The sequence below is a fragment of the Pseudomonas sp. GW822-FHT04H02 genome, from assembly GCF_058800645.1.
This window is the reverse complement of the sequence record NZ_JBXAMM010000002.1, coordinates 1,105,229-1,131,979: the sequence shown is the minus strand read 5'-3', so window position 1 is coordinate 1,131,979 and position 26,751 is coordinate 1,105,229. Positions and strand designations below refer to the sequence as shown.

General features: G+C 65.8%; 19 protein-coding genes. 11 read left to right on the top strand and 8 right to left on the bottom strand.

Annotated features, from left to right (window positions below; translation table 11 throughout):
• Positions 1-49: 49 nt before the first annotated feature.
• Positions 50-901 (bottom strand): glycine betaine ABC transporter substrate-binding protein, encoded by an 852-nt coding sequence (locus AC1RMG_RS12010; RefSeq protein ID WP_011060044.1) that lies wholly within the window; start codon positions 899-901, stop codon positions 50-52.
• 330 nt (positions 902-1,231) lie between these two features.
• On the opposite strand from AC1RMG_RS12010, the gene AC1RMG_RS12005 reads away from it, so the two are divergent.
• The gene (locus AC1RMG_RS12005; RefSeq protein ID WP_493169281.1) at positions 1,232-2,785 is read left to right on the top strand and encodes a glycoside hydrolase family 17 protein; all 1,554 of its coding nucleotides are present in this window, start codon (positions 1,232-1,234) and stop codon (positions 2,783-2,785) included.
• 27 nt (positions 2,786-2,812) lie between these two features.
• On the opposite strand, the gene AC1RMG_RS12000 is transcribed toward AC1RMG_RS12005, so the two are convergent.
• Positions 2,813-3,178, bottom strand: coding sequence for a hypothetical protein (locus AC1RMG_RS12000; protein WP_493169279.1), 366 nt, complete (start codon positions 3,176-3,178; stop codon positions 2,813-2,815).
• Positions 3,179-3,411: 233 nt separating this feature from the next.
• Here AC1RMG_RS12000 and AC1RMG_RS11995 point away from each other — a divergent pair, with 233 nt between their 5' ends.
• The 3 genes from AC1RMG_RS11995 (at position 3,412) to AC1RMG_RS11985 (ending at position 7,666) form a co-directional block, all read left to right on the top strand.
• Entirely contained in the window at positions 3,412-4,710 is a 1,299-nt protein-coding gene (locus AC1RMG_RS11995; RefSeq protein WP_026020029.1) for a serine/threonine protein kinase, read from the top strand.
• Positions 4,703-5,491, top strand: coding sequence for an MlaA family lipoprotein (locus tag AC1RMG_RS11990; RefSeq protein ID WP_011060040.1), 789 nt, complete (start codon positions 4,703-4,705; stop codon positions 5,489-5,491). The genes AC1RMG_RS11995 and AC1RMG_RS11990 overlap by 8 nt, the downstream gene beginning before the upstream one ends.
• 141 nt (positions 5,492-5,632) lie before the next feature.
• The gene (locus AC1RMG_RS11985; RefSeq protein WP_011060039.1) at positions 5,633-7,666 is read left to right on the top strand and encodes an FUSC family protein; all 2,034 of its coding nucleotides are present in this window, start codon (positions 5,633-5,635) and stop codon (positions 7,664-7,666) included.
• A gap of 7 nt (positions 7,667-7,673) precedes the next feature.
• Here AC1RMG_RS11985 and AC1RMG_RS11980 read toward each other — a convergent pair whose 3' ends face one another.
• The 5 genes from AC1RMG_RS11980 to AC1RMG_RS11960 form a co-directional block, all read right to left on the bottom strand.
• Positions 7,674-8,597, bottom strand: coding sequence for a DUF808 domain-containing protein (locus tag AC1RMG_RS11980; protein WP_125062183.1), 924 nt, complete (start codon positions 8,595-8,597; stop codon positions 7,674-7,676).
• Positions 8,598-8,672: 75 nt separating this feature from the next.
• The gene (locus AC1RMG_RS11975) at positions 8,673-10,124 is read right to left on the bottom strand and encodes an efflux transporter outer membrane subunit (RefSeq protein ID WP_493169276.1); all 1,452 of its coding nucleotides are present in this window, start codon (positions 10,122-10,124) and stop codon (positions 8,673-8,675) included.
• 2 nt (positions 10,125-10,126) lie between these two features.
• A complete protein-coding gene (locus tag AC1RMG_RS11970) occupies positions 10,127-13,252 on the bottom strand; it encodes an efflux RND transporter permease subunit (protein ID WP_493169274.1) in 3,126 nt (1,041 codons plus the stop codon).
• On the bottom strand, positions 13,242-16,343 hold the full coding sequence (locus tag AC1RMG_RS11965; protein WP_493169272.1) for an efflux RND transporter permease subunit: 3,102 nt from the start codon (positions 16,341-16,343) through the stop codon (positions 13,242-13,244). The genes AC1RMG_RS11970 and AC1RMG_RS11965 overlap by 11 nt, the downstream gene beginning before the upstream one ends.
• 10 nt (positions 16,344-16,353) lie before the next feature.
• Complete coding sequence (locus AC1RMG_RS11960; RefSeq protein WP_493169269.1) at positions 16,354-17,484, bottom strand: efflux RND transporter periplasmic adaptor subunit; 1,131 nt, start codon at positions 17,482-17,484, stop codon at positions 16,354-16,356.
• A 274-nt stretch (positions 17,485-17,758) separates the two neighbouring features.
• Here AC1RMG_RS11960 and AC1RMG_RS11955 point away from each other — a divergent pair, with 274 nt between their 5' ends.
• The gene (locus AC1RMG_RS11955; protein ID WP_011060037.1) at positions 17,759-18,367 is read left to right on the top strand and encodes a TetR/AcrR family transcriptional regulator; all 609 of its coding nucleotides are present in this window, start codon (positions 17,759-17,761) and stop codon (positions 18,365-18,367) included.
• A 131-nt stretch (positions 18,368-18,498) separates the two neighbouring features.
• On the opposite strand, the gene AC1RMG_RS11950 is transcribed toward AC1RMG_RS11955, so the two are convergent.
• Entirely contained in the window at positions 18,499-18,939 is a 441-nt protein-coding gene (locus AC1RMG_RS11950) for a GlcG/HbpS family heme-binding protein (RefSeq protein WP_011060036.1), read from the bottom strand.
• Positions 18,940-19,207: 268 nt separating this feature from the next.
• Between AC1RMG_RS11950 and gcl the strand changes: the two genes are divergently transcribed.
• From gcl to AC1RMG_RS11920, 6 genes are all read left to right on the top strand, one after another.
• Positions 19,208-20,983, top strand: a complete 1,776-nt coding sequence (gene gcl, locus AC1RMG_RS11945) for a glyoxylate carboligase (RefSeq protein WP_015634658.1) — start codon at positions 19,208-19,210, stop codon at positions 20,981-20,983.
• A 117-nt stretch (positions 20,984-21,100) separates the two neighbouring features.
• Positions 21,101-21,883: a hydroxypyruvate isomerase gene (gene hyi / locus AC1RMG_RS11940; protein ID WP_011060034.1), complete on the top strand. Its 783-nt coding sequence runs from the start codon at positions 21,101-21,103 to the stop codon at positions 21,881-21,883.
• 105 nt (positions 21,884-21,988) lie between these two features.
• Entirely contained in the window at positions 21,989-22,882 is an 894-nt protein-coding gene (locus AC1RMG_RS11935) for a 2-hydroxy-3-oxopropionate reductase (protein WP_011060033.1), read from the top strand.
• A 153-nt stretch (positions 22,883-23,035) separates the two neighbouring features.
• Entirely contained in the window at positions 23,036-24,316 is a 1,281-nt protein-coding gene (locus tag AC1RMG_RS11930) for a glycerate kinase type-2 family protein (protein WP_011060032.1), read from the top strand.
• A complete protein-coding gene (gene pyk, locus AC1RMG_RS11925) occupies positions 24,306-25,721 on the top strand; it encodes a pyruvate kinase (protein ID WP_015634657.1) in 1,416 nt (471 codons plus the stop codon). The genes AC1RMG_RS11930 and pyk overlap by 11 nt, the downstream gene beginning before the upstream one ends.
• A 101-nt stretch (positions 25,722-25,822) precedes the next feature.
• Positions 25,823-26,743, top strand: a complete 921-nt coding sequence (locus AC1RMG_RS11920) for an urea transporter (RefSeq protein WP_493169267.1) — start codon at positions 25,823-25,825, stop codon at positions 26,741-26,743.
• The last annotated feature ends 8 nt before the right edge of the window (positions 26,744-26,751 follow it).

Genomic DNA, 26,751 nt, shown 5'->3' with positions numbered 1-26,751 from the left:
ACTGTTTCCAGTGCGCGGCCTCAAGACCCCTGATCTAGACGCGTTGTGCTTATTTAGCAGTCCACTCGGCAACCCTTTCCGGGTGCTTGCTCACCCAATCCTTGGCCGCCACATCGGGTTTTGCACCCTCTTGAATGGCCAGCATGACCTCACCGATTTCATCTTTCGAGGCCCACTGGAATTTCTTCAGGAAGGCCGCCACTTCCGGCGCCTTCTTCTCCAGGCCCTTGCTGCCGATGCTGTTGACGGTTTCAGCAGCGCCGTACACGCCCTTCGGGTCTTCGAGGAAGCGCAGTTTCCACTTGGCGAACATCCAGTGCGGCACCCAGCCGGTCACGGCGATGGAATCCTGTTTTTCTTCGGCGCGGGTCAGCTCGGCGATCATTGCCGCCCCGGAACTGGCCTGCAGCTTGTAGTCCAGGCCGTAGTCCTTGATCGCCTGGTCGGTCTTGAGCATCACCCCCGAGCCGGCGTCGATGCCGACGATCTTGTTCTTGAACGTGGTATCGGTCTTGAGGTCCTCGATGGACTTGGCCTTGACGTACTCCGGCACGATCAGGCCGATCTTGGCGTCCTTGAAGTTGGGGCCGTAGTCCACCACCTTGTCCTTGTTCTTGGCCCAGTACTCGCCATGGGTCACCGGCAGCCAGGCCGAAAGCATGGCGTCGAGCTTGCCGGTGGCTACGCCCTGCCACATGATCCCGGTCGCCACCGCTTGCAGCTTGACGTCATAACCGAGCTTCTGCTTGATCACTTCCGCCGCCACATGGGTCGTCGCCACGCTGTCGGACCAGCCGTCGACATAGCCGATGCTCAGGGTCTTGCTGTCGGCACTGGCCAGAGTGGAGCTGATGGCAAGTACCAGTGCGGCACCTGCGCCTAAGAGTCGTCGCATCTTCATCGTTACTTCCCCGAAAAGTGCAGTGCCGGGCGGCTGCCAGGCACGTCAACGTATGGTTATGGTGCTCAGCGCCCCCATCACGCCTCACCGCGAACGCGTTCGATCATCAGCGGAGTACTGATGCCTGGATCATCAACCCGCCCTGTTCCGCGACCTGCTCTGTCTACGACCTCAAGGCAGCCAGCAGCGACATCAGATAGCCAGTAACCAACGGCCGGCCTCTCCCGGGCAGTGGGTCCGCCCGAACTTTGCATGTCAAAATCATGCAGCCCACCAAGCTGCGGACAAATACGGGTAAGATGCCCGGCTTTGTTCCACGACGGCCCGATCATGCCCGCCACCCCTCGTTTCCCCGCCCTGCCCTATCTGTTCGCCTGCCTGCTCGGGCTGCTGGCCGTCTGCGGTTATTGGTACGGCCTTGGCCGGCCGGTGCACCTGCCGGATGTCGCCAGCGCCAGCCACAAGCTGCAGTGCGCTTCCTACACTCCGTTCGACAAGGACCAGTCGCCCTTCGACCAGCCGTTCAAGCTGCGCCCGCAGCGCATGGACGCCGACCTGGCCCTGCTGGCGACCCGTTTCGAATGCATCCGTACCTATTCCATGACCGGCCTGGAAGCCCTGCCTGACCTGGCGCGCAAGCACGGCCTGAAGCTGATGATCGGCGCCTGGGTCAACAGCAACCCGGTGGACACCGAGAAGGAGGTCGACCTGCTGATCGCCTCGGCCAACGCCAACCCGGACGTGGTCAGTGCGGTGATCGTCGGTAACGAAGCACTGCTGCGCAAGGAGGTCACCGGCGCGCAATTAGCGCGGCTGATCCTCAAGGTCAAGGCCGGGGTCAAGCAGCCGGTGACCTACGCCGATGTCTGGGAGTTCTGGCTCAAGCACCCGGAAATCGCCCCGGCGGTGGATTTCCTCACCATCCACCTGCTGCCGTACTGGGAAGATGATCCGTCGAACATCGACGCTGCCTTGAACCACGTGGCCGAGGTGCGCCAGGTGTTCGGCAACCGCTTCGCCCCCAAGGACGTACTGATTGGCGAGACCGGCTGGCCCAGTGAAGGCCGGCAGCGAGAAACCGCGCTGCCCAGCCGGGTCAACGAGGCCAAGTTCATCCGCGGCTTCGTCGCCCTGGCGGAACACAATGGCTGGCACTACAACCTGATCGAAGCCTTCGACCAGCCCTGGAAGCGCGCCAGCGAAGGTGCCGTCGGTGGCTACTGGGGGCTGTTCGATGCTGATCGCCAGGACAAGGGCATCCTCGCCGGCCCGGTGTCCAACCTGCCGTACTGGCCGCTGTGGCTGGGCGTCGGCGGCCTGATACTGCTCGGCACCCTGGTGCTCGGCGGCCGGCCCCGCGACCACCGCGCCGCCCTGCTGCTGCCCCTGTTGGGCGCAGTGGCCGCTTGCAGCATCGGAACCTGGGGAGAACTGGCGCGGGCAACCAGCCGTTTCGCCGGTGAATGGTGCTGGGCCGCGTTGCTGCTGGGGCTCAACCTGCTGGTGCTGGCCCACGCCGCCCTGGCCCTGAGCCCTCGCCAGGGCTGGCGCCTGAAAGCCTTCGATGCACTGGAGAAACGGGCCGGTTGGCTGCTGACGGCCGCAGGCTTCGCCGCGGCGGTGATGATGCTGGAGCTGGTGTTCGATCCGCGCTACCGCAGCTTCCCCAGCGCGGCCCTGCTACTGCCGGCACTGGTCTACCTGTGCCGCCCGGTGCGAGTGCCGCGCCGGGAGATTGCCCTGCTGACCTTTATCGTCGGTGCCGGCATTGCCCCGCAGTTGTATCAGGAAGGTCTGGCCAACCAGCAGGCCTGGGGCTGGGCCCTGGTCAGCCTGCTGATGGTAGCGGCGCTTTGGCGCAACCTGCGGGCCCGCAGGGCCTGAGGCCATAGGCCATGGCCGCTGCTGCGGCTATGGCTTGCTGGCGCGCACCAGGCGCAAGCCGGCAATCACCACGGCAAATACCGCCAGGGTGGTGTTGTACAGGGCCAGGGCCGGGATGCCGATCAGCAACGCCAGTACGCCCAGCCCCCAACCGGCACGCCCGGGCATGACAAAACCCAGGAGCGCCACGGCCACCGCGCTCCAGCCCAGCACCTTGAAGTGAATCATCCAACCCAGGCTGGAGCGCAGCCCGCACTCCCAGCGGCTGGCGGCGTCGACACAGGCACCCACCCAGCGCGCATCCTCCATGAAGCCGTAGCGCAGGCCATAACTGGCGGCCAGCCACAGCGGCAGGACCACGAGCAGCAGAATCAGGGGAAGGCGGCGGGACATGAAACACTCCGAACAGTCAAAACGGCGCCCAGCATAATCCCCCGCGAACGCTTGGCAAGCGCCAGGCGCAGATATCTGTCATGCAAATGGCGGCAAAGTGTATCGTCCGGCTACTATCACTTCCCAATAAGCCTGTCGCAGGCGTTATTTGTGCCCAACCATGGCACTTCGGCAGCAGCGCGGTGGTCATAGCCTGCGAACCTCATTCGGTACCTTCTTCTAGGGATACAGTCATGCTTCGTTCCTTGCGCTTCGCTGCCCTGTTTGGCGGCCTTATCCTGAGTGCGTCCGCGCTGGCGGTCGACGTCGACCCGGCCACCTATGGCTACCCGTTGACCAACCCCTTCGAAGCCACCATCGCCACCACGCCTCCGGAGTTGCGCCCGGAACTGCCCTCCAACGATGACATCCGCCAGTCTGACCACAGCCTGACGCTGCGTCCGGAACGGGAATTCATCCTCCCGGACAACTTCTGGGCGGTGAAGAAACTCACCTACCGCATTGCCACCCAGGACCACGCCGCGCCGCTGATCTTCCTGATCGCCGGCACCGGGGCGCGCTATGACAGCAGCCTCAACGAGTACCTGAAGAAGCTCTACTACAAAGCCGGCTACCACGTGGTGCAGCTGTCCTCGCCCACCAGCTTCGACTTCATCAGCGCCGCTTCGCGCTTTGCCACCCCGGGCGTGACCCAGGAAGACGCCGAGGACATGTACCGGGTGATGCAGGCCGTACGGGCGCAGAATCCCAAGCTGCCGATCACCGAGTTCTACCTCACCGGCTACAGTCTTGGCGCGCTGGATGCGGCCTTCGTCAGCAAGCTGGATGAAACCCGGCGCAGCTTCAATTTCAAGAAGGTCCTGCTGCTCAACCCGCCGGTCAATCTCTATACCTCGATCACCAACCTCGACAAGCTGGTGCAGACCGAGGTCAAGGGCATCAACAACAGCACTACCTTCTACGAACTGGTGCTGGGCAAGCTGACCCGCTACTTCCAGCAGAAGGGCTATATCGACCTCAACGACGCCCTGCTCTACGACTTCCAGCAATCCAAGCAGCACCTGACCAACGAGCAGATGGCGATGCTGATCGGCACCTCCTTCCGTTTCTCGGCGGCGGACATTGCCTTCACCTCGGACCTGATCAACCGCCGTGGCCTGATCACCCCGCCCAAATACCCGATCCGCGAAGGCACCAGCCTCACGCCGTTTCTCAAGCGTGCCCTGCAATGCGACTTCGACTGCTACCTGACCGAGCAGGTGATCCCCATGTGGCGCGCCCGCACCGATGGCGGCAGCCTGCTGCAACTGATCGACCAGGTCAGCCTCTACGCCCTGCAGGACTACCTCAAGGCCAGCCCGAAGATCGCCGTGATGCACAACGCCGACGACGTGATCCTCGGCCCCGGCGACCTGGGTTTCCTGCGTAAAACCTTTGGTGACCGCCTGACCGTCTACCCCCATGGCGGCCACTGCGGCAACCTCAACTACCGCGTCAACAGCGACGCCATGCTGGAGTTCTTCCGTGGCTAAACATCTCCTGCTTATCGCTGCGTTGCTCTGCGCAGGCTATGCCCAAGCCGACAACAGCAAGGCCAACATTCCCGTCACCCCCGACCCCGATGGCTTCACCGAGCCGTTGAAGAAGCTCAAGTTCAACCCGGGGCTGGACCAGCGCGAGTTCGAGCGCTCGACCTTGAACGCCCTGAATATCTACGACCCGCTGGAGTCGTGGAACCGCCGGGTCTACCACTTCAACTACCGCTTCGACCAATGGGTGTTCCTGCCGGTGGTGGACGGGTACCGCTACGTGACGCCGAGCTTCCTGCGCACCGGGGTCAGCAACTTCTTCAACAACCTGGGCGATGTGCCCAACCTGTTCAACAGCCTGCTGCAGTTCAAGGGCCAGCGCTCCATGGAAACCACCGCGCGCCTGCTGCTCAACACCACCATCGGCGTGGCCGGCCTGTGGGACCCGGCTACCAAGATGGGCCTGCCGCGCCAGAGCGAAGACTTCGGCCAGACCCTGGGCTTCTACGGCGTACCCGGCGGCGCGTACCTGGTGCTGCCGATCCTCGGCCCGTCGAACCTGCGTGATACCGCCGGGCTGGCGGTGGACTACACCGCCGAATCGGCGATCAACTTCCTCAATGTTTCGGAAGCCAGCAGCAATCACCCGGAAATCTGGGTCCTGCGCGGGGTCGACAAGCGCTACCAGACCAGCTTCCGCTATGGCCAGCTGAACTCGCCGTTCGAATACGAGAAAGTGCGCTACGTCTACACCGAGTCACGCAAGCTGCAGATCGCCGAGTAACCCTGCCTCGCCCCGCCATCCGGCGGGGCGTCCGCGCCCGTCAAAGCCCCTTGCTCCCCCGCTCGTTGAAAAGCCGATTGGCACACCCTGGCAAAATCGATACGATGCCAATCATTAGCTAGCTATCGATGTGTCTGAAAGATGAAACTGCCGACCTTTTTCCGCGCCGATATCTGGCAAGCCCTCTTCGCCCCTGCCCCTGCCGACCTGCTGTTCGCCGCGCGCAACCTGATTGCCGGCGGCCTGGCCCTGTACCTGGCGTTCCGCCTGGATTTCGAGCAACCGCAATGGGCCCTGACCACGGTGTTCATCGTCAGCCAGTCCAGCAGCGGCATGGTCCTGGCCAAGGGCGCCTACCGCCTGCTGGGCACCCTGGTGGGGGCCGTGGTGTCGATATTGCTGATCGCTACCCTGGGCCAGGCGCCCCTGCTGTTCCTGCTGGCCATGGCCCTGTGGCTGGCCTTCTGTACCACCGGCGCCTCGCTGCTGCGCAACCACGCAGCCTACGGTTTCGTACTGGCGGGCTACACCACTGCCATCATCGCCCTGCCCGCCACCGCAGCGCCCTTGCAGGTGTTCGACCAGGCAGTGGCGCGCTGTTCGGAAATCGGCCTGGGGATCATCTGCGCCGCCGTGGCCAGCCAACTGCTCTGGCCGCGCCGGGTGGAACAGGCGCTGGCGGTCCAGGGCCGCGCCGCCTGGCTGGCCGGGCGCCAGGCCGCAGCCTCCGAGCTGCTGGGGGAAGACCAGCGCAAGGGGCTGCTGGAAGCCCTGGGGCGTATCGTCACCGTGGATGCCCAACGCGATCACGCCTGGTTCGAAGGCCCGCAGGGGCGCCGTCGCTCCCAGGCGCTGCGGGTGCTGAGCCGCGACCTGCTGGGCTTGCTCCGGTCCGCCCGCGGCGTGGCGCGGCAACGGCAGATGCTCGACGCCGCCACCGCGCAGCAACTCCAACCCTTGCTCGGTGAGACCATCCAGGCCCTGCAGGCCGAACATGACGCCGCCCTGCCACCCTTGCTACAGCGCCTGCAACAGGCACTGCAGGACCCTTCGCTGTCCGCCGAAGGCCATCTGTGCCTGGTGCAACTGGCCCAGGTACTGGAGCGGGTGGAACAGAGCGCCCTGAGTGTCAGCGCCGTGGAACAGGGCCGGGTCCCGCCCGGCGCTCCCGGCGCCCTGTCCTGGCACCGGGATATCCAGCAAGGGGTGCTGGGAGGCTTGCGCAGCGCCCTGGCCTTTCTCGCCGTCGCCGGCTTCTGGCTGCTGTCCGCCTGGCCCTCGGGGCTGGGGGCCGTCTCCATCTGTGGCGTGGTGCTGAGCCTGTTCGCCGGGCGTGAGAACCCTGCCGCGTCCTGCCTGAATTTCTTCAAGGGCATTGCCCTGTCCATTCCCGTGGCGGCCTTCGTCGGCCTTGGCCTGCTGCCGGGCTGGGACGGTTTTCCCCTGCTGTGCCTGGGGCTGGCAGTGCCGCTGTTCTGCGCTTCGCTGTGCATGAGCCGACCGAAGCTCGCGCCCGTCGCCTCGGCGTTCTGCATCTTTTTCGTCAACAACGTCGGCCCCAGCAACCTGATGAGCTACGACCTCGGGGCGTTCCTGAACAAGGCCATGGCCACCCTGATCGGTGTCGGCATCGCCGTGGTGGTGCTGCGCCTGGTCAGCCTCAACCCGGGCGAGCAGCACTACCGGCGGATGTTCAAGGCTTCGCTGTTCGATCTGGCGCAGCTCACCTCACGCCCGCCGGAGCAGGCCGAAAGCTGGTTCGGCGGGCGCATGGCCGATCGGCTGATCCGGGTGTCGCGGTATTGGCAGATGCAGCCCGAGAACCGCCGCAGTCACTGGGACAACGGCCTGCTGGGGCTGGACCTGGGAGATGAGCTGCTGCAATTGCGCAGTTGCCTGGACCCGGCCCGGGGCACCCTGGCCACGGAACGCGAGCATTATCTCGCGCACCTGGCGACGCTGCTCAGGCACGGCGGCCCCAGCGCCAACCGCAGCGAACAGCTGGATGCGGTCTCGGCGGCCCTGCTCAAGGCCCTGGATGGCGACCGCGACCTGCCCCTGCAAGCCCGGGAGATGGCCCGGGCGGCGATCCTGCAACTGCAGTTCACCTGGCGCCGCTGGTGCCGGCAGCAACAAGCGGCCGCGCTGCCGACCCCGGTGCCGGCAGCGGGCTGAGCGCCCGTCAGCCGCGCAGTGCGCGCCAGGCCTTGCCCGCCAGGGTGACCGCCAGCAGCACCACGGCACCGGCAATGATCCCGGCCACGGCATTGAGCAGGGTCGGCATCAACGCCGATACCGGGCCTATGATCCCGGCGCTGCGCTCGGCCAGCCCTTCTATCAGGTGGTGCACGGCGGGCACACCGTGGGTCAGGATGCCGCCGCCGACCATGAACATCGCCGCCGTACCGATCACCGACAGGCTCTTCATCATCAGCGGCGCTGCCCGCAGGATCGCCCCACCGATGCGTTTGGCCAGGGCGGCGGGCTTGTGCACCAGCCACAGCCCCAGGTCATCGAGCTTGACGATACCGGCCACCAGGCCGTAGACGCCGACGGTCATGACAATGGCGATACCCGAGAGCACCACCACCTGCTGGGTCAGGGAGGCCCCCGCCACGGTACCCAGGGTGATGGCGATGATTTCCGCGGAAAGGATGAAATCGGTGCGCACCGCCCCCTTGATCTTGTCCCTCTCGAAAGCCACCAGATCCACCTGGGGGTCGGCCAGGGCTTGCAGGGTCTGGGTATGTTCGGCCGCCACTTCGGCGTGGTGCAGGTATTTGTGCGCCAGCTTCTCGAAGCCCTCGAAACACAGGTAGGCGCCACCCAGCATCAGCAGCGGGGTCACCAGCCACGGCGCCAGGGCGCTGATGGCCAGCGCCGCCGGCACCAGGATCAGCTTGTTGCGAAACGACCCCTTGGCCACCGCCCAGACCACCGGGATTTCCCGCTCGGCGCGGACCCCGGAGACCTGCTGGGCATTGAGCGCGAGGTCGTCGCCCAGCACACCGGCGGTCTTCTTCGCCGCCATCTTGGTCATCAAGGCCACGTCATCGAGTACCGCGGCGATGTCATCGATCAATACCAGCAAACTGCTTCCGGCCATGAACCTGGCTTCCCTGCATGGAAATAAGGCGCGCAGCATAGCGTGCCGGGCTTGTGCCACGCGAGATCCCGCGTGTCAGGGCAGGCTCGCGCCCGGCTCGTGCCAGCCGCCGCCCAGGCTCTGGAACAGGGCCACGCTGCCCAGGCTCAGCTGGCCCTGGGAATCGCGCAGGCTCTGCTCGGCCTGCAGCAGCACCAGTTGCTGGGTCAGCACGTTCTGCTCGCTGACGGTGCCGGCCCGCAGTTGGGCTTGCTGGCTGCCGAACAGTAGCTGGTTGCGCTGGTACATCTGCTGGTAGGTCTGCACCTGGCGCTGCAGGTGATTGACCGAGGACAACTGGTCCTCGACGTTCTGCAGGGCGCCAAGCACCGTGCCGCGGTAGTTGGCCACGTCCTGGTCATAGCTGGCCCGGGCCTGCTGCACCGCCGCTTCACGGGCGCCGCCGTCGAACAGGGTTCCGGCCAGCGCCGGGCCCAGGGTCCAGATCCGGTTCGGTACCGAGAACAGCCCGCCCAGGGCGCTGCCGCGAAAGCCCACTTCGGCGGTCAGGTCCAGGGTCGGGAAGAATGCCGCCTCGGCCACACCGATCCGCGCATTGGCCGCCGCCGCGGTGCGCTCCGCCGAGACCACGTCGGGGCGGCGCAGCAGCAGGGTCGAAGGCAGGCTCAGCGGCGGCTGCGGCGCATTGAAGCGGTAGTCGGCCTGCGGCGCCAGGCTGAACTGGGCCGGAGCCACGCCCAGCAGCACCGCCAGGGCATGCTCGAACTGCTCGCGGGAGATCTGCGCCGTCTGCAGGGCCGCCACTACACTGCTCAACTGATCCTGGATCAGCAGCAACTGATCGTTGGAGGCCGTGCCCTGGACGTAGGCGGCCTGGGTCATGTCCTGCAGGCGCTGGGTGATCCGCTGCTGCTCCTGGAGCAGGCGGATGTCCATATCCAGCTGACGCAGGCTCAGGTAGTTGCTCGCCACACTGGCGCTGATGGACAGCCGTACCCCAGCCAGCAGCGCATCGGAAGACTGGGCCAGGGCCTGGCTCGACTCGATGCCGCGGCGCACCTGGCCCCACAGGTCCGGTTCCCAGCTGGCCCCCAGGGTCGCGCTGACACTCTGCTCGACGCCGCCGGAACTGCTGGTGCCGGTACTCGAACCGCTACCGGCGCTGGTGCCGCCCACACCCCGCGAACCGGAAAGCCCGGCGCTAACCGTGGGAAACAGCCCCGAGCGGCTCGACGCCACCTGGGCCTGTGCCTGGCGATAGGCCGCCTCGGCAGCGACGATCGACTGGTTGGCGCTGGCCGAGCGCCGGACCAGATCGTTGAGCACCGGGTCCTGATACGCCAGCCACCACTGGCTGTCCAGGGCACCCTGGGGGTTGGCTACGGCGCGCTGCCACTGCCCGCCTTCCTTGAAGGCCATGGGCAACGGCATCTCGGGCTTCTGATAGTCCGGCCCGACCATGCAGCCGCCAAGCAACACACACAGCAGTGCCACGGCCAGACGCCCCGGTACAGGTTGGCCACGCATAGTCATGCCTCCTTGACCACCCGGCGCAGGCGTTGGGACGCCCGGTCGAGCCACAGGTAGATAACGGGGGTGGTATACAGCGTCAGCACCTGGCTGAGCAGCAGGCCGCCGATGATCGAGATCCCCAGCGGGCGGCGCAGCTCCGAGCCGTAACCACTGCCGAGCACCAATGGCAAGGCGCCGAGTATCGCCGCCAGGGTGGTCATCATGATCGGCCGGAAGCGGATCAGGCAGGCCCGGCGGATCGCGTCCTGGGCACTGAGCCCCTGCTCCCTGGCCTCGGTGATGGCAAAGTCGATCATCATGATGGCGTTTTTCTTGACGATACCGATCAGCAGGATCACCCCCACCAGGGCAATGATCGACAGCTCGGTGCCGGTCAGCAGCAAGGCGATCAGTGCCCCGACCCCGGCCGAAGGCAGGGTCGAGAGGATGGTCAGCGGGTGCATCAGGTTCTCGTAGAGAATGCCCAGCACGAGGTACACCGAGACCAGCGCGGCAATGATCAGCAAGGGCTCGCTGGCTACCGAGGACTGGAACACCTGGGCCGTGCCGGCAAACTGCCCGACCACGCTGGCCGGCATGCGCAACTGCGCCACGGCCTGGTCCACCAGGGCCGTGGCCTGGCCGATGGACACCCCCGGCGCCAGGTTGAACGAAGCGGTCACAGCCGGAAATGTGCCCTGGTGGCTGATGGCAATGGCCGTGCGCTGCACCGACAGCTGGGCCACCGACGACAGCGGAATCAAGGTCTGTTGCGCCTTGGCCGCCAGATCCGGGCTTGCCGCGCCGCCCTTGCCGCTGGCCACCGCCCCGGTGGGCAAGTAGATCGAGTTCAGGGTCGAAGGATCGGTCCAGTACTGCGGAGCGATCTCCATCACCACATGGTATTGGTTGGCTGCCCGGTACAGGGTCGATACCTGGCGCTGGCCGAAGGCGTCGTACAGCGTCTGGTCGATGGCCGCCATGCTTACGCCCAGGCGCGCCGCGGTGTCGCGGTTGACCTGGACATTGGCCAGCAGGCTGTTGTCCTGCTGGTCGGTATTCAGATCCTTGAGCTGGGGCAAGCCGCGCAGCACCGCTACCACCTTGGGCACCCATTCATCGAGGTCGGCCTGGTCATCGGCGGTCAGGGTGTATTGGTACTGCGCGCCGCTCTGGCGTCCGCCCACGGTGATGTCCTGTACCGATTGCAGGTACAGCCGGGTACCGGGCATGTCGCCCAGGGTCCGACGGATCTGCGCGATCACCTGGTCGGCGCTGTCGTGGCGCTGGTTCAGGGGCTTGAGGGCAATGAACAGTTGCGCACTGTTGATCGCCCCGCCACCGCCGCCCCCACCCCCGACAAAGCCGCCGACCGTGTCGATATTGGGGTTCTGCATGACCTTGCGGTTGATCTCCATGAAATCCTTCTGCATGGCGTCGTAGGAAATGCTCTGGGCCGCCAGGATGCTGCCGGACAAGCGTCCGGTGTCCTCCTGGGGAAAGAACCCCTTGGGTACCAGCACGTAGAGCACACCGGCGAGCAGGATCACCAGCACCGTCACCAGGCCCATCAGCCGTGAATGGCCGATGACCCAGCCCAGGGTCCGGTCATAGAAGCGGTGCACCGGCGAATCCACGGTCTCGGCGCCTTCGGGTGCCTTCTGCCGGGTGCGCAGCAGCACGCTGGAGAGCATCGGCGTCACCGTCAGCGAGATCAGCATCGAGATGCCGATGGACACCGACAGCGACACCGAGAACTCGCGGAACAGACGCCCGACGATGCCCCCCATCAACAGCAGCGGAATGAACACCGCCACCAGCGACACGCTGATGCTGAGCACGGTGAAGCCCACTTCCCGGGCCCCGGCCAGCGCTGCCTGCAGCCGCGATTCGCCCCGCTCCAGGTGGCGCATGATGTTTTCCACCACGACGATGGCGTCATCCACCACGAACCCGGTGGAAATGGTCAGGGCCATCAGTGACAGGTTGTTCAGGCTGTAGCCCAGAAAATACATGGCGCCAAAGGTGCCCAGCAGCGACAGCGGCACGACGATGGCCGGCACCAGGGTGCTGCGCCAGTCGCGGAAGAAAGCGAAGGTCACCAGGGTCACCAGCACGATCGAGGCGATCAGGCTCAGTTCCACGTCCCGCAGCGAGGCACGGATGGTGGTGGTGCGGTCCATCAGGATATTCAGGCGGATCGAGGCCGGGATCGACTCCTGGAGAAACGGCAGCTCGGCCTTTACCGCATCCACGGTGTCGATGACGTTGGCCCCCGGCTGCTTGAAGATCACCAGCAGCACCGCCGGCTTGCCGTTGAACAGGCCGAAGTTGCGCAGGTCCTCGACGTCCTCGTGGACGTAGCCCAGGTCGGCGATGCGCACCAGGCTGCCGTTGTTCTGCTTGACCACCAGGTCGGCGTAGTCGGCGCTCTGGTACAGCTGGTCGTTGGCGCCGAGCACATGGTTCTGCTGGCCGAGGATGATCGAGCCCTTGGGCAGGTTGACGTTGGCTGCGGCGATCACCTGGCGCACCTGCTCCAGGCTGACCCCGTAGTGATTGAGCCGGTCCGGGTTGAGCTCGACCCGCACCGCCGGCAGGGCGCCTCCGCCGACAGTCACATCGCCGACTCCGGTGGTCTGCAACAGCCGCTGCTCCAGCAAGGTCGAGGCCACGTCGTACATCTGCCCCGGCGAGGCGCTATCGGAGGTCAGGCTGATGATCAGGATCGGCGAGTCGGCCGGGTTGACCTTGCGGTAAGTGGGGTTGCCGGAGAGGTCACTGGGCAGGTTGGTACGCGCAGCGTTGATCGCTGCCTGCACGTCCCGGGCGGCACCGTCGATGTCACGGTTGAGGTCCAATTGCAGGTTGATCCGGGTCGCCCCCAGGGTGCTCGACGAGGTCATCTGGGTAACCCCGGCGATTTGCCCGAACTGCCGTTCCAGGGGCGTGGCCACCGAGCTGGCGACGGTGTGCGGGTCGGCCCCCGGCAGAGAGGCACGCACGCTGATGGTGGGAAAGTCCACCTCCGGCAGTGGCGCCACCGGCAGCAGTTTGAAGGCCAGGATGCCGAACAGCGCCAGTCCGGCGGCGAGCAACGTGGTGGCGATGGGGCGCTGGATGAACGGCGCGCTAAGGTTCATCGCCGATCCCCTGCGGCCCTTCCCCGTCGCCCTCCCTGCCACTGCGGCGCCCTGCCAGCCGCTCGCCCAGGCCGTGCATGGCGAGGAAGATCACCGGGGTGGAAAACAGCGTCAGCAACTGGCTGAGCAACAGGCCGCCGATGATCGCGATACCCAGCGGGTGGCGCAGTTCCGAGCCGATGCCGGTGCCCAGGGCCAGGGGCACCGCGCCGAACAGCGAGGCCATGCTGGTCATCAGGATCGGCCGAAAACGCAGCTCCGCCGCCTGGCGGATCGCCGCCAGTGGCGTCAGGCCGCCCTTGCGCGCCAGCTCAAGGGCGAAGTCCACCATCATGATGCCGTTCTTCATGACGATGCCGATCAGCAGCACGATGCCGATCAGGCCGATGATGTCGAACTGGGTCCCGGTGATCAGCAGCGCCAGCAAGGCGCCCAGGGCCGCCGAGAGCAGGGTCGAGAGAATGGTCACCGGGTGCACGAAACTCTCGTAGAGAACCCCCAGCATCAGGTACACCACCACGATCGCCGCCAGCACCAGGAACACCTGGTTCGACAGCGAAGCCTCGAAGGTCGCCGCCGCCCCTTCCAGCGACGCCTGCACCGAGGCCGGCAGGCCGACCCGGGCCTCGATCTGTTGCAGCCGGGTCACCGCCGCTCCCAGGCTCTGCCCGGGGGCGAGGTTGAACGAGACATCGGCATAGGGAAACTGCCCCAGGCGGTTGATGGTCAGCGGCGCCCGCTGCACCTGCTGGGTGGCCATGCTGGACAGCGGCGCCACCCCGCCGCCGGGGATGTTCACGTAGAGCCCGGTGAGCAGGTCCGCCAGATTACGCGGTGGCCGGTCGGTGGCCATGACCACGTGATACTGGTTGAGCTGGGTATAGATGGTCGACACCTGGCGCTGGCCAAAGGCGTCGTAGAGCACATCGTCGATGGCCTGGGGAGTGATGCCCAGGCGCGAGGCGGTGGCGCGGTCGAAGTTCAGCTGGATCTGGTTGCCGAACTGCATCGCCTGGCTCTGCACATCGGTGAACATCGGATCCTGCTTCAGCGCCGCCAGCATCTTGCCGGTCCACAGCTCCAGCAGGTCCGGGTCGGTGGCCTGCAGGCCCAGGCGGTAGCTGGTGGTAGACACCGTGGCATCCAGGGTCAGGTCCTGGACCCCGTGCAGGTACAGGCGTATCCCGGCGTCATCGGCGTTGGCATCGGCCAGCCGGCGGATCACCACCGCGCTGCTGTCGCGCTGCCCGTGGGGCTTGAGGTTGATCAGCAGGTTGCCCTGGTTGAGGGTGGGGTTGGTCTGGTCGATGCCGACGAAGGACGACAGGCTCTCTACCGCCGGATCCTTGAGAATACGCGCCGCCAGGCGTTGCTGCTGTTCCTGCATCTGCTGGAAGGAAATACTCGGCGCCGCCTGGGAGATGCCCTGGATCAGCCCGGTGTCCTGCTCGGGGAAAAAGCCCTTGGGCATGATCATCAGGGTCGCCAGGGTCAGCACCGCCGTGAGCATCACCGACAGCAGGGTCAGGGTGCGGTGGGCCAGCACCCAGTCCAGGCCGCGCACATAATGCCGGTTGATACGGTCGAAGAAATCCGCGCGGCGCTCCTGGTGGCGACTCTTGAGCATGCGCGCGCACATCATTGGCGTCAGGGTCAGGGAGATCAGCGCCGAGATCACGATGGTCACCGCCACGGTCATGGCGAACTCGCGAAACAGCCGGCCCACCACATCGCCCATGAACAGCAGCGGGATCATCACCGCGATCAGCGCCACCGACAGCGAGATGATGGTGAAGCCGATCTGCTCCGCGCCCTTGAGCGCTGCCTGCAAGGGTGGCTCGCCCGCCTCGATGTAGCGGGTGATGTTCTCGATCATGACGATGGCATCGTCCACCACGAAACCGATGGCGATGGTCAGGGCCATCAGGGTCAGGTTGTTCAGGGAAAAGCCCAGCGCATAGGCCACCGCCAGGGTGCCCACCAGGGTCAGGGGCACGGTCACCGCAGGAATCAGGGTGGCCGCGACGTTGCGCAGGAACAGGAAGATCACCAGCACCACCAGCAGCACCGCCACCGCCAGTTCGAACTGCACGTCGGTGACCGAAGCGCGGATGGTCTGGGTCCGGTCGGTGAGCACCTCGACCTTGAGGGTGCCCGGCAGGCTGGCCCGCAGCTTGGGCAAGAGTTGCTGGACCCGGTCCACCACGTCGATGACGTTGGCCCCGGGCTGGCGCTGGATGTTCAGAACGATGGATGGCGTGCTGTTGGTCCAGGCGGCCTGATGCGGGTTTTCCGGGCCCTGCACGGAACTGGCGATCTGCGCCAGGCGAATCGGCGCGCCGTTCTTGTAGGCGATCACCAGGTCGCGGTACTCCTGCGCCGACTGCAACTGGTCGTTGGCACCGATGGAATAGGCCTGGTAGCGCCCGTCGATATTGCCCTTGGCCTGGTTGACGTTGGCGGTGCCCAGGGCCGTGCGCAGGTCATCCAGGGACAGGTCCAGGTTGTTCAGCGCCGAGGTATTGGCCTCGACCCGCACCGCCGGGCGCTGGCCGCCGCTGATGGTCACCAGGCCGACCCCGGAGATCTGCGAGATCTTCTGCGCCAGGCGGGTGTCGGCCAGGTCCTCGACCTTGGTCAGGGGCAGCACGTCGGAGGTCAGGGACAGGGTCAGCACCGGCGCGTCCGCCGGGTTGACCTTGCTGTACACCGGCGGGTAAGGCAGGTTGCTCGGCAGGAAGGTGCCCGCGGCGTTGATCGACGCCTGCACCTCCTGCTCGGCCACATCCAGGGACAGCGCCAGGTCGAATTGCAAGGTGAGCACCGAAGCACCGTTGGAGCTGGTGGAACTCATGGACTTGAGCCCCGGCATCTCCCCCAGCTGGCGCTCCAGGGGTGCGGTGATCGACGAACTGATCACCTCCGGGCTGGCCCCCGGGTACTGGGTGTAGACCTGGATGGTGGGGTAATCGACTTCCGGCAGGGCCGAGACCGACAGCAGGTGATAGCCCAGCAGGCCCAGCAACAGCACCGCCACCATCAACAAGGTGGTGGCCACCGGTCGTTCGATAAAGGGGCGCGAGACGTTCATCGGCGCCGGCCTATTGAGCCACGACTTTGATGGCCGAGCCGTTGTCCAGCTTGTCCGCGCCCTCGGTAATCACCTGCTCGCCAGCCTTGACCCCGGCGTCCAGCACCGCCGTGACCTCGCCGCTGGCCGGCCCGCTCTTGATGTTGCGCAGGCTGGCCTTGGTGCTGCCCTCAACGACGAACACGAAGTCGCCCTTGCTGCCATGCTGAATGGCCCGGGTGGGCACCACCGGCACCTGCGTCAGGGTGTCGGCCCTGAGCCTGGCGTTGACGAACTGATTGGGAAACAGGGCCTTGCCCGCCCCCTCGAAGCGAGCCTTGACGTTGATGGTCCCGGTACTGGTGTTGACCTGATTGTCCAGCGCCAGCAGGCTGCCGCTGGCCAGCAGGTTGTGCTTGTTGCGGTCATAGGCGAGTACCGGCACTGGCCCCTTGGCCATGGCCTGGCTGATCGCCCCCAGGTCATCCTCGGGCACCGCGAACACCACCTCGGCCGGCTCCATCTGGGTGATCACCACGATCCCGGTGGTGCTGGCGGTGGTCACGTAGTTGCCCGGGTCCACCAGGCGCAGCCCGACCACGCCGTCCACCGGCGAGATGATGGTGCAGTAGCTCAACTGCACTTCCAGGTTCTGCACGCTGCCCTGGTCGGCAGCCACGGTGCCGGCCTGTTGCTGCACCGTGGAAACCTGGGTGTCGAGGGTCTGCTGGCTGACCGAACCGGCCTTGATCAGTTCGCGGTAGCGGGCCAGGTCGCGCCGGGCGTTGTCCAGCACCGCCTGATCATGGGCCAGCACGCCCCGGGCCTGGGCCAACTGCGCCTTGAGCGCGCGATCATCGATCCGCGCGATGACCTGGCCCTTGCGCACAGGCTGGCCTTCCTTGAACTCGACGCTGGAAAGAATCCCGTCCACCTGGGTGATCACCGTCACGCTGCGGGTCGGCGTCACCGTGCCCAGGGCATCGATGTAGACCGGCACATCCTGCAACTGCACCGCCACCGCCACCACCGGCTCCCCCACGGGTGCCGGCTTGACCGGGTGCCGCGGGCCGGACAGGTAGAACCACAGCCCCAGGGCCAGAGCTGCCAGTGCCAAGAGGATGAGCCACAGAGAAACTTTGCCGCGTCTGCCTTTGTCCACGAGCGAGCATCCGATTCAGGCGGGTCCGGACCCGGTTGCGCAGCGCGATGAACGCCCCACCACAGGCTGATCACAGGCCGGCGAGCCAAGCACTGCCCTGAACTCTAGCAGCCGCCCTCTGGGGCGCCCGCCGATGCGTATTTTCGTTCAGCCACGGGACAGGCAAATCCGCCCAAGTGCAGGAAAACCGGGCCCGAGCCGGCATTCTTGAGCCTCGTACAAGGCCGGTGCTACCATGCGCAACCGCCCGAACAGGCAAGGAATCCCCTGGTTTATGAGCACCATCCGCGAGCGCAATAAAGAACTGATCCTGCGGGCCGCCAGTGAAGAGTTTGCCGACAAGGGCTTTGCGGCGACCAAGACCAGCGACATCGCCGCCAAGGCCGGGTTGCCCAAACCCAACGTCTACTACTACTTCAAGTCCAAGGAAAACCTCTATCGCGAGGTGCTGGAAAGCATCATCGAACCCATCCTCCAGGCCTCCACCCCGTTCAATGCCGATGGCGTGCCCAGCGAAGTGCTCAGCGGCTACATCCGCTCGAAGATCCGCATCTCCCGCGACCTGCCCTTCGCTTCCAAGGTCTTTGCCAGCGAGATCATGCATGGCGCGCCGCACCTGAGCCCGGAGCAGGTAGAACAGCTCAACGCCCAGGCCAAGCACAACATCGAGTGCATCCAGACCTGGATCGATCGCGGCCTGATCGCCCCGCTCGACCCCAACCACCTGATGTTCAGCATCTGGGCCGCGACCCAGACCTACGCCGACTTCGACTGGCAGATCTCGGTGGTCACCGGCAAGACCAAGCTCGACGAGGACGACTACGAAGCTGCGGCGCAGACCATCATCCGGTTGGTGCTCAAGGGCTGTGAACTGGATCGCTGATAGCGTTTCGGTACTTTCTGGTTTGTTTCCCGGCCCGCAAGGGCGCAATAGTTTCAATCAAGATCCTGCGCGGCTTTTCGCAGCCTCGCGGGCTCGGCAGTGGCTACAGGCCGGGCCCGCGAGGTCGAGGGCTATGCGCTGACGCCAGCGTCCGCCGCCAGGCCCTGGGCTTCGATCGCGCTGATGGCGCACTGCTCATCGATGTCCGAGGTATCGCCACTGATGCCGATCGCCCCAATCACTGCCCCTGCCTGATCCCGAATCAACACCCCCCCCGGCGCAGGTACCACGCTGCCCTGCCCCAGACCGTTCAATGCGCCGATGAAGGCCGGGCGCTGCTGCGCGTCCAGGGCCAGCAGGCGCGAGCCCTTGCCCAGGGCCACCGCCCCCCAGGCCTTGCCGATGGCGATCTGCGGGCGCAGCAGGCTAGCGCCGTCCTCCCGTTGCAGGGTCACCAGGTGCCCGCCGGCATCCAGCACCGCGATGGTCAGCGGCGCCGCATTGATCTTGCGCCCCGCGTTGATGGCCTGGTTGGCCAGGTTGACTGCGACTTTCAAGGTTAAAGCGCTCATGGGTGCCGTCCTTATCTTGTTATTGAGAAAGCCTGGGGAAGCTTCTTGTAGGAGAAGTCCGATACAACAAATAGAACACAATGAATTTATTTTTTGTATACAATAATTCGCGAAAGGCAGCCCCTGCGACAAAAGGACGCCGGTTTATCGGGGCTTTGATGAAAGCCGCTGCCGCTCAAGAAAATGGATTGACCTGCGCCATCCGCCGTGAATACACTTTGCGCAAAACCACTTGTATACAATTACAAAACGCAAGAGGCACAAAACCATGAGCAAAATGAGAGCAATCGAAGCCGCCGTTCTGGTGATGCGCCGTGAAGGGGTCGATACCGCTTTTGGCATCCCGGGTGCCGCCATCAACCCGCTGTATTCCGCGCTGCAGAAGGTCGGTGGCATCGATCACGTGCTCGCTCGCCACGTCGAAGGCGCCTCGCACATGGCCGAGGGCTACACCCGCACCAAGGCCGGTAACATCGGCGTATGCATCGGCACTTCCGGCCCCGCCGGCACCGACATGGTCACCGGCCTGTACAGCGCCTCGGCCGACTCCATCCCGATTCTCTGCATCACCGGTCAGGCCCCCCGCGCCCGCCTGCACAAGGAAGACTTCCAGGCCGTGGACATCACCAGCATCGTCAAGCCGGTGACCAAATGGGCCACCACCGTGCTGGAACCGGGCCAGGTGCCCTACGCCTTCCAGAAAGCCTTTTATGAAATGCGCTCCGGCCGTCCCGGCCCGGTGCTGATCGACCTGCCGTTCGACGTGCAGATGGCGGAAATCGAATTCGACATCGACGCCTACCAGCCCCTGCCCCTGGCCAAGCCGGCGGCGACCCGCCTGCAGGCGGAAAAGGTTCTGGCCCTGCTGGACCAGGCCGAACGTCCATTGCTGGTGGCCGGTGGCGGCGTGATCAACGCCGACGCCAGCGAGCTGCTGGTAGAGTTCGCCGAACTGACCGGCATTCCGGTGATCCCGACCCTGATGGGCTGGGGCACCATCCCTGACGATCACCCACAGATGGTGGGCATGGTCGGCCTGCAGACCTCCCATCGCTACGGCAATGCCACCCTGCTCAAGTCCGACACCGTGCTGGGCATCGGCAACCGCTGGGCCAACCGCCACACCGGTTCGGTGGACGTCTACACCGAAGGCCGCAAGTTCATCCACGTGGACATCGAACCGACCCAGATCGGCCGTGTCTTCACCCCGGACCTGGGCATCGTTTCCGATGCTGGCAGCGCCCTGACCGTATTGCTGGAGGTGGCCCGCGAATGGCAGACCGCCGGCAAGCTCAAGGATCGCAGCGCCTGGCTGCATGACTGCCAGCAGCGCAAGGCCAGCCTGCACCGCAAGACCCACTTCGACAACGTGCCGGTCAAGCCGCAACGCGTGTACGAAGAAATGAACCAGGTATTCGGCAAGGACACCTGCTACGTCAGCACCATCGGCCTGTCGCAGATTGCCGGCGCGCAGTTCCTCCACGTCTACAAGCCACGCCACTGGATCAACTGCGGCCAGGCCGGCCCGTTGGGCTGGACCATCCCCGCTGCCCTGGGCGTGGTCAAGGCCGACCCGAACCGCCAGGTGGTGGCGCTGTCCGGCGACTACGACTTCCAGTTCATGATCGAAGAACTGGCGGTGGGCGCGCAGTTCAACCTGCCGTACATCCACGTGGTGGTGAACAACTCCTACCTGGGGCTGATCCGCCAGGCCCAGCGCGGTTTCGACATGGACTACTGCGTGCAGCTGTCCTTCGACAACCTCAACGCGCCGGAACTCAACGGCTATGGCGTCGACCACGTGGCCGTTGCCGAAGGCCTGGGTTGCAAGGCCCTGCGGGTGTTCGAACCCAAGGACATCCAGCCGGCCCTGCGCCAGGCCCAGGAAATGCTCCAGACCTTCAAGGTGCCGGTGGTGGTGGAAATCATCCTGGAGCGCGTGACTAACATTTCCATGGGCACCGAAATCAACGCAGTCAACGAGTTCGAAGACCTGGCGCTGGTGGGCAACGACGCCCCTACCGCGATTTCCCTGCTCGACTGATACCCCTGGCCGCTGGCACCGGCCGGGCCCCGGGCGCCCCCTCCCGCCAGAGGTAGCGCCCGGGCCGCCCGCCCCCTGGCGCCAGCCCCAGGCTTGACCGAACCACAGGAGACCACCATGCCGCGCTTTGCTGCCAACCTGTCCATGCTGTTCACCGAACAGGACTTCCTCGCCCGCTTCAAGGCGGCCGCCGATGCCGGCTTCAGCGGCGTCGAATATCTGTTCCCCTACGAATTCAGCTCTGCCGAAATCAAGGCGCAACTTGACGCCCACGGCCTGAGCCAGGTGCTGTTCAACCTGCCGGCCGGCGACTGGGCCAAGGGTGAACGCGGTATCGCCTGCCTGCCCGACCGGGTCGAGGAGTTCCGCGCCGGGGTCGACCTGGCCATTGCCTACGCCCAGGTCCTGGGCAATACCCAGATCAACTGCCTGGCAGGCATCCGCCCACAGGGCGCCGATGAAGCCCTGGTGGAAAAGACCTTGGTCGCCAACCTCAAGTACGCCGCCGACAAGCTCCAGGCCGTGGGCATCAAGCTGGTGATGGAAGCCATCAACACCCGCGACATTCCCGGCTTCTACCTCAACAATACCGCCCAGGCGCTGTCGATTCGCGAGCAGGTGGGCAGCGACAACCTGTACCTGCAGTACGACATCTACCACATGCAGATCATGGAGGGAGACCTGGCGCGGACCATGGCCAACCACCTGGGCCAGATCAACCACATCCAGCTGGCGGACAACCCCGGGCGCAACGAGCCGGGCACCGGCGAGATCAACTACCGCTTCCTCTTCGAGCACCTGGACCGCATCGGCTACCAGGGCTGGGTCGGTTGCGAGTACAAGCCGCTGACCACCACTGAAGCCGGCCTTGGCTGGCTGAAAACCCACAACGCAATCTGAACCTGTACCTGCGTAGGAGCCGGCTTGCCGGCGAAGAGGCCCGCAAGACCGCCTTCGCTGGCCAGCCAGCGCCCACAAGGTCCCGTTGAATAGAGGATTTTTATCATGGCTAAAATCGGATTTATCGGCACCGGCATCATGGGCCACCCAATGGCCGCCAACCTGCAGAAGGCCGGTCACAGCCTGCTGCTCTCGGAACACCACGGCAAGGCTCCGGCCGACCTGATCGCCGCCGGCGCCATCGCCCTGGCCTCGCCCCGGGACGTCGCCCAGGAAGCCGAGTTCGTCATCATCATGGTCCCCGATACCCCCCAGGTCGAAGACGTGCTGCTGCGTGCCGACGGCGTGGCCGCCGGGATCGGCAAGGGCAAGATCGTCATCGACATGAGCTCGATCTCGCCCACCGCTACCAAGGCCTTCGCCGCCAAGATCAACGAAACCGGCGCCCAGTACCTGGACGCCCCGGTGTCCGGCGGTGAAGTCGGGGCCAAGGCCGCCACCCTGAGCATCATGGTCGGTGGCGACAGCCAGGCCTTCGAACGTGCCCTGCCGCTGTTCCAGAGCATGGGCAAAAACATCACCCTGGTGGGTGGCAACGGTGACGGCCAGACTGCCAAGGTGGCCAACCAGATCATCGTCGCCCTGAACATCCAGGCCGTGGCCGAAGCCCTGCTGTTCGCCTCGAAGAACGGCGCCGACCCGGCCAAGGTGCGTGAAGCACTGATGGGTGGCTTCGCTTCCTCGAAGATCCTCGAAGTGCACGGCGAGCGGATGATCAAGGGCACCTTCGACCCGGGCTTCCGCATCAACCTGCACCAGAAGGACCTGAACCTGGCCCTGAGCGGTGCCCGCGAGCTGGGCATCAACCTGCCCAACACCGCCAACACCCAGCAAGTGTTCAGCACCTGCACCGCCATCGGTGGCGCCAACTGGGACCACTCCGCCCTGATCAAGGGCCTGGAACACATGGCCAACTTCTCGATCCGCGAGAAGAAATAAGCAGCATCCGTAGCCGCTGCCGCAGGCTGCGCCAAGGTTCGCAGGAAACGCCTCACGGCGGGCCAGGGACAGGCCCTGCTGACCTTGCCGCCGCCTGAGGTGGCGGCTACACCCGTTTCAAGCCCCCCATAACAAGAAATCCGGGAGCCCGCCATGTCGGTCGATCCGCAAAAATTCCTCCGTGAGCTGTTCGCCACAGCCATCGACGCCGCCCACCCGCAACAGGTTCTGCAAGCCCATCTCCCCAGCGACCGCAGCGGCCGCGTCATCGTCATCGGCGCCGGCAAGGCCGCCGCGGCCATGGCCCAGGTGGTCGAGCGCAGCTGGCAGGGCGAAGTCTCCGGGCTGGTGGTCACCCGCTACGGCCACGGCGCCCCCTGCACCAAGATCGAAGTGGTCGAAGCCGCCCACCCGGTACCCGACGCCGCCGGCCTGGCCGTGGCCAAGCGCGTGCTGGAACTGGTCAGCAACCTGTCGGAACAGGATCGGGTGATCTTCCTGCTGTCCGGTGGCGGTTCGGCGCTGCTGGCCCTGCCAGCCGCCGGCATCACCCTGGCGGACAAGCAGGCCATCAACAAGGCCCTGCTCAAATCCGGCGCCACCATCGGCGAGATGAACTGCGTGCGCAAGCACCTCTCGGCGATCAAGGGTGGACGCCTGGCCAAGGCCTGCTGGCCGGCCACGGTCTACACCTATGCGATTTCCGATGTACCCGGCGACCTGGCCACGGTCATCGCCTCCGGCCCCACCGTGGCCGACCCCAGCACCTCGGCCGAGGCCCTGGCGATTCTCAAGCGCTATGGCATCGACGTACCGGCCGCGGTCCGCAGCTGGCTGCAGAGCCCCGAGTCGGAAACCGTCAAGCCCGGTGACCCGTGCCTGGCGCGCAGCCACTTCCAGCTGATCGCCCGGCCCCAGCAGTCCCTTGAGGCGGCGGCCGTGAAGGCTCGCCAGGCCGGCTTCAGCCCACTGATCCTCGGCGACCTGGAGGGCGAATCCCGGGAGGTGGCCAAGGTCCACGCCGGCATCGCCCGCCAGGTCGCCCTGCACGGCCAGCCCCTGGCGGCGCCCTGCGTGATCCTCTCCGGCGGTGAAACCACGGTCACCGTGCGCGGCAATGGCCGTGGCGGGCGCAACGCGGAGTTCCTCCTGAGCCTCACCGACAGCCTCAAGGGCTACCCGGGCATCTATGCCCTGGCCGGCGACACTGACGGCATCGACGGTTCCGAGGACAATGCCGGGGCCATCATGACCCCGGACAGCTACGCCCGCGCCGCGGCCCTGGGCCTGAGCGCCAGCGACGAGCTGGACAACAACAACGGCTATGGCTACTTCGCGGCGCTGGGGGACCTGATCGTCACCGAGCCGACCCGCACCAACGTCAACGACTTCCGCGCCATCCTGATTCTCGAGAACCCCAAACATGACGCCTGACAAGAAGGTCAAAATCCTCGCCACCCTGGGCCCGGCCATCGACGGCATCGAGGACATCCGTGAGCTGGTGCAAGCCGGGGTGAACATCTTCCGGCTCAATTTCAGCCACGGCGCCCATGCCGACCACGCCCAGCGCTACGAATGGATCCGCCAGGTAGAGCGCGAACTGAACTACCCCCTGGGCATCCTCATGGATCTGCAAGGGCCGAAGCTGCGGGTCGGCACCTTCGCCGAGGGCAAGGTGCAACTGGTGCGCGGCCAGGCCCTGCGCCTGGACCTCGACGCGACCCCGGGCAACGCCCAGCGGGTCAGCCTGCCGCACCCGGAGATCATCGCCGCCCTGGAGCCGGGCATGGACCTGCTGCTGGACGACGGCAAGCTGCGCCTGCGGGTGATCGCCAAGCACGCCGACGCCATCGAGACCACCGTGCTCAATGGCGGTGAGCTGTCGGACCGCAAGGGGGTCAACGTGCCCCAGGCGGTGCTCGACCTCAGCCCGCTGACGGCCAAGGACCGTCGCGACCTGAGCTTCGGCCTGGAACTGGGGGTGGACTGGGTGGCCCTGTCCTTCGTGCAGCGCCCGGAAGACATCCGTGAAGCCCGTGCGCTGATCGGCGACAAGGCCTACCTGATGGCCAAGATCGAGAAGCCTTCGGCCGTCACCCAACTGCGGGAAATCGCCGAGCTGAGCGACGCGATCATGGTGGCCAGGGGCGACCTGGGGGTAGAAGTACCGGCAGAAAGCGTGCCGCAGATCCAGAAAAACATCATCAGCACCTGCCGCCAGCTGGGCAAGCCGGTGGTGGTGGCCACCCAAATGCTCGAATCCATGCGTTTCTCCCCTGCGCCGACCCGGGCCGAGGTCACCGACGTCGCCAACGCCGTGGCCGAGGGTGCGGACGCCGTGATGCTGTCGGCGGAAACCGCTTCCGGCGAATACCCGCTGGAGGCCGTGCAGATGATGAGCAAGATCATCCGCCAGGTGGAAACCGGCCCGGACTACCAGACCCAACTGGACGTCAGCCGGCCCCAGGCCGAGGCCACGGTCTCGGACGCCATCAGCTGTGCGATCCGCCGGGTGTGCAGCATCCTGCCGGTGGCGGTGCTGGTGAACTACAGCGAATCCGGCAGTTCGACCCTGCGCGCCGCCCGCGAGCGGCCTTCGGTGCCGATCCTCAACCTGACGCCGAACCTTGCCACTGCTCGCCGCCTGACAGTGGCCTGGGGCGTGCATTCGGTGGTCAACGACCGGCTGCGCCAGGTCGACGAGGTGTGTGCCACGGCCCTGGAAATCGCCCAGGCCCAGGGCCTGGCCAAGCGCGGCGACACCGTGGTGATCACCACCGGTGTGCCGTTCGGCCAGCCGGGCACCACCAATTCGTTGCGCGTCGAAACCCTTCTCTGACCCGCAGCCCATGGCGCCGCTGACCGGCCAGAGCCTCCCGCAGAGGAGGCCTGGGCTGTCGGCGCAACCCTCGCCCAGGGGCCGCCCCACTGATTTGCATCATGCCTTCACAGTCTTTCAATGCCTTCTGCCCCGACTGGGCCACTGCCCTGCTTAACGGCTTCAGTCAGATCTTTCTCCAGCGCCATCCGCTGTGCGGCCTGCTGTGCCTGCTGGCGATCCTGGTCAGTGCCCCGGCACTGCTCGGCGCTGCCCTGCTGGGAGCCCTGGCCGGGCTGCTGACCGCGCAACGCCGGGGGTACGCCAAGGCCGACCGCCAGGCCGGGCTGTTCAGCTACAACGGCGTATTGCTGGGCCTGCTGCTGGGCCTGTACCTGCCCTGGTCGGTATTGCTGCCGCCGCTGATCATCGCCGCCGGCGGCCTCAGCGCGATCATTACCCAGCAATGGCTCAAACGTGCCCGCAACCCCGCCAGCCTGCCGGCCTACACTGCACCCTTCGTCGGCCTCGGCTGGCTGCTGCTGAGCCTGATCGAGCCGCTGCCCGCGGCCACCCAGGGCGTGCCCGGGCTGTCCCTGGCGAACCTGCTGGGTGGGCTGTTCCAGGGCCTGGGGCAGATCATGTTCCTCGGCCAGCCCCTGGCCGGCCTGCTGATTCTGCTCGGCCTGCTGCTGGCCAGCCGCCGCGCGGCAGCCTGGGCCCTGTTCGGCTCCGCCTGCGGCCTGCTCTTTGCCCTGCTGCAGCAAGAGCATGCCCAGGCCCTGCAGGGCCTGGGCGGCTACAACTGCGCCCTGGTCGCCCTGGCCCTGGGCCAGCAGGCCCGGCACCCCTGGCGGCCGCTGCTGGGGATGCTGCTGGCACTGCTGATCAGCCCGGGGCTGGTCGCCCTGGGTCTTGCGCCCCTGACCGCACCCTTTGTCCTGGCCTGCTGGCTGGTGCACACCGTCGACCGGATGTTGGGCCGCAACGTGCGGGGCGACGCGCCTTGCGTTCCCCCGGCAAATCCCCCTAGGCTTCGCTGACTTTCGAT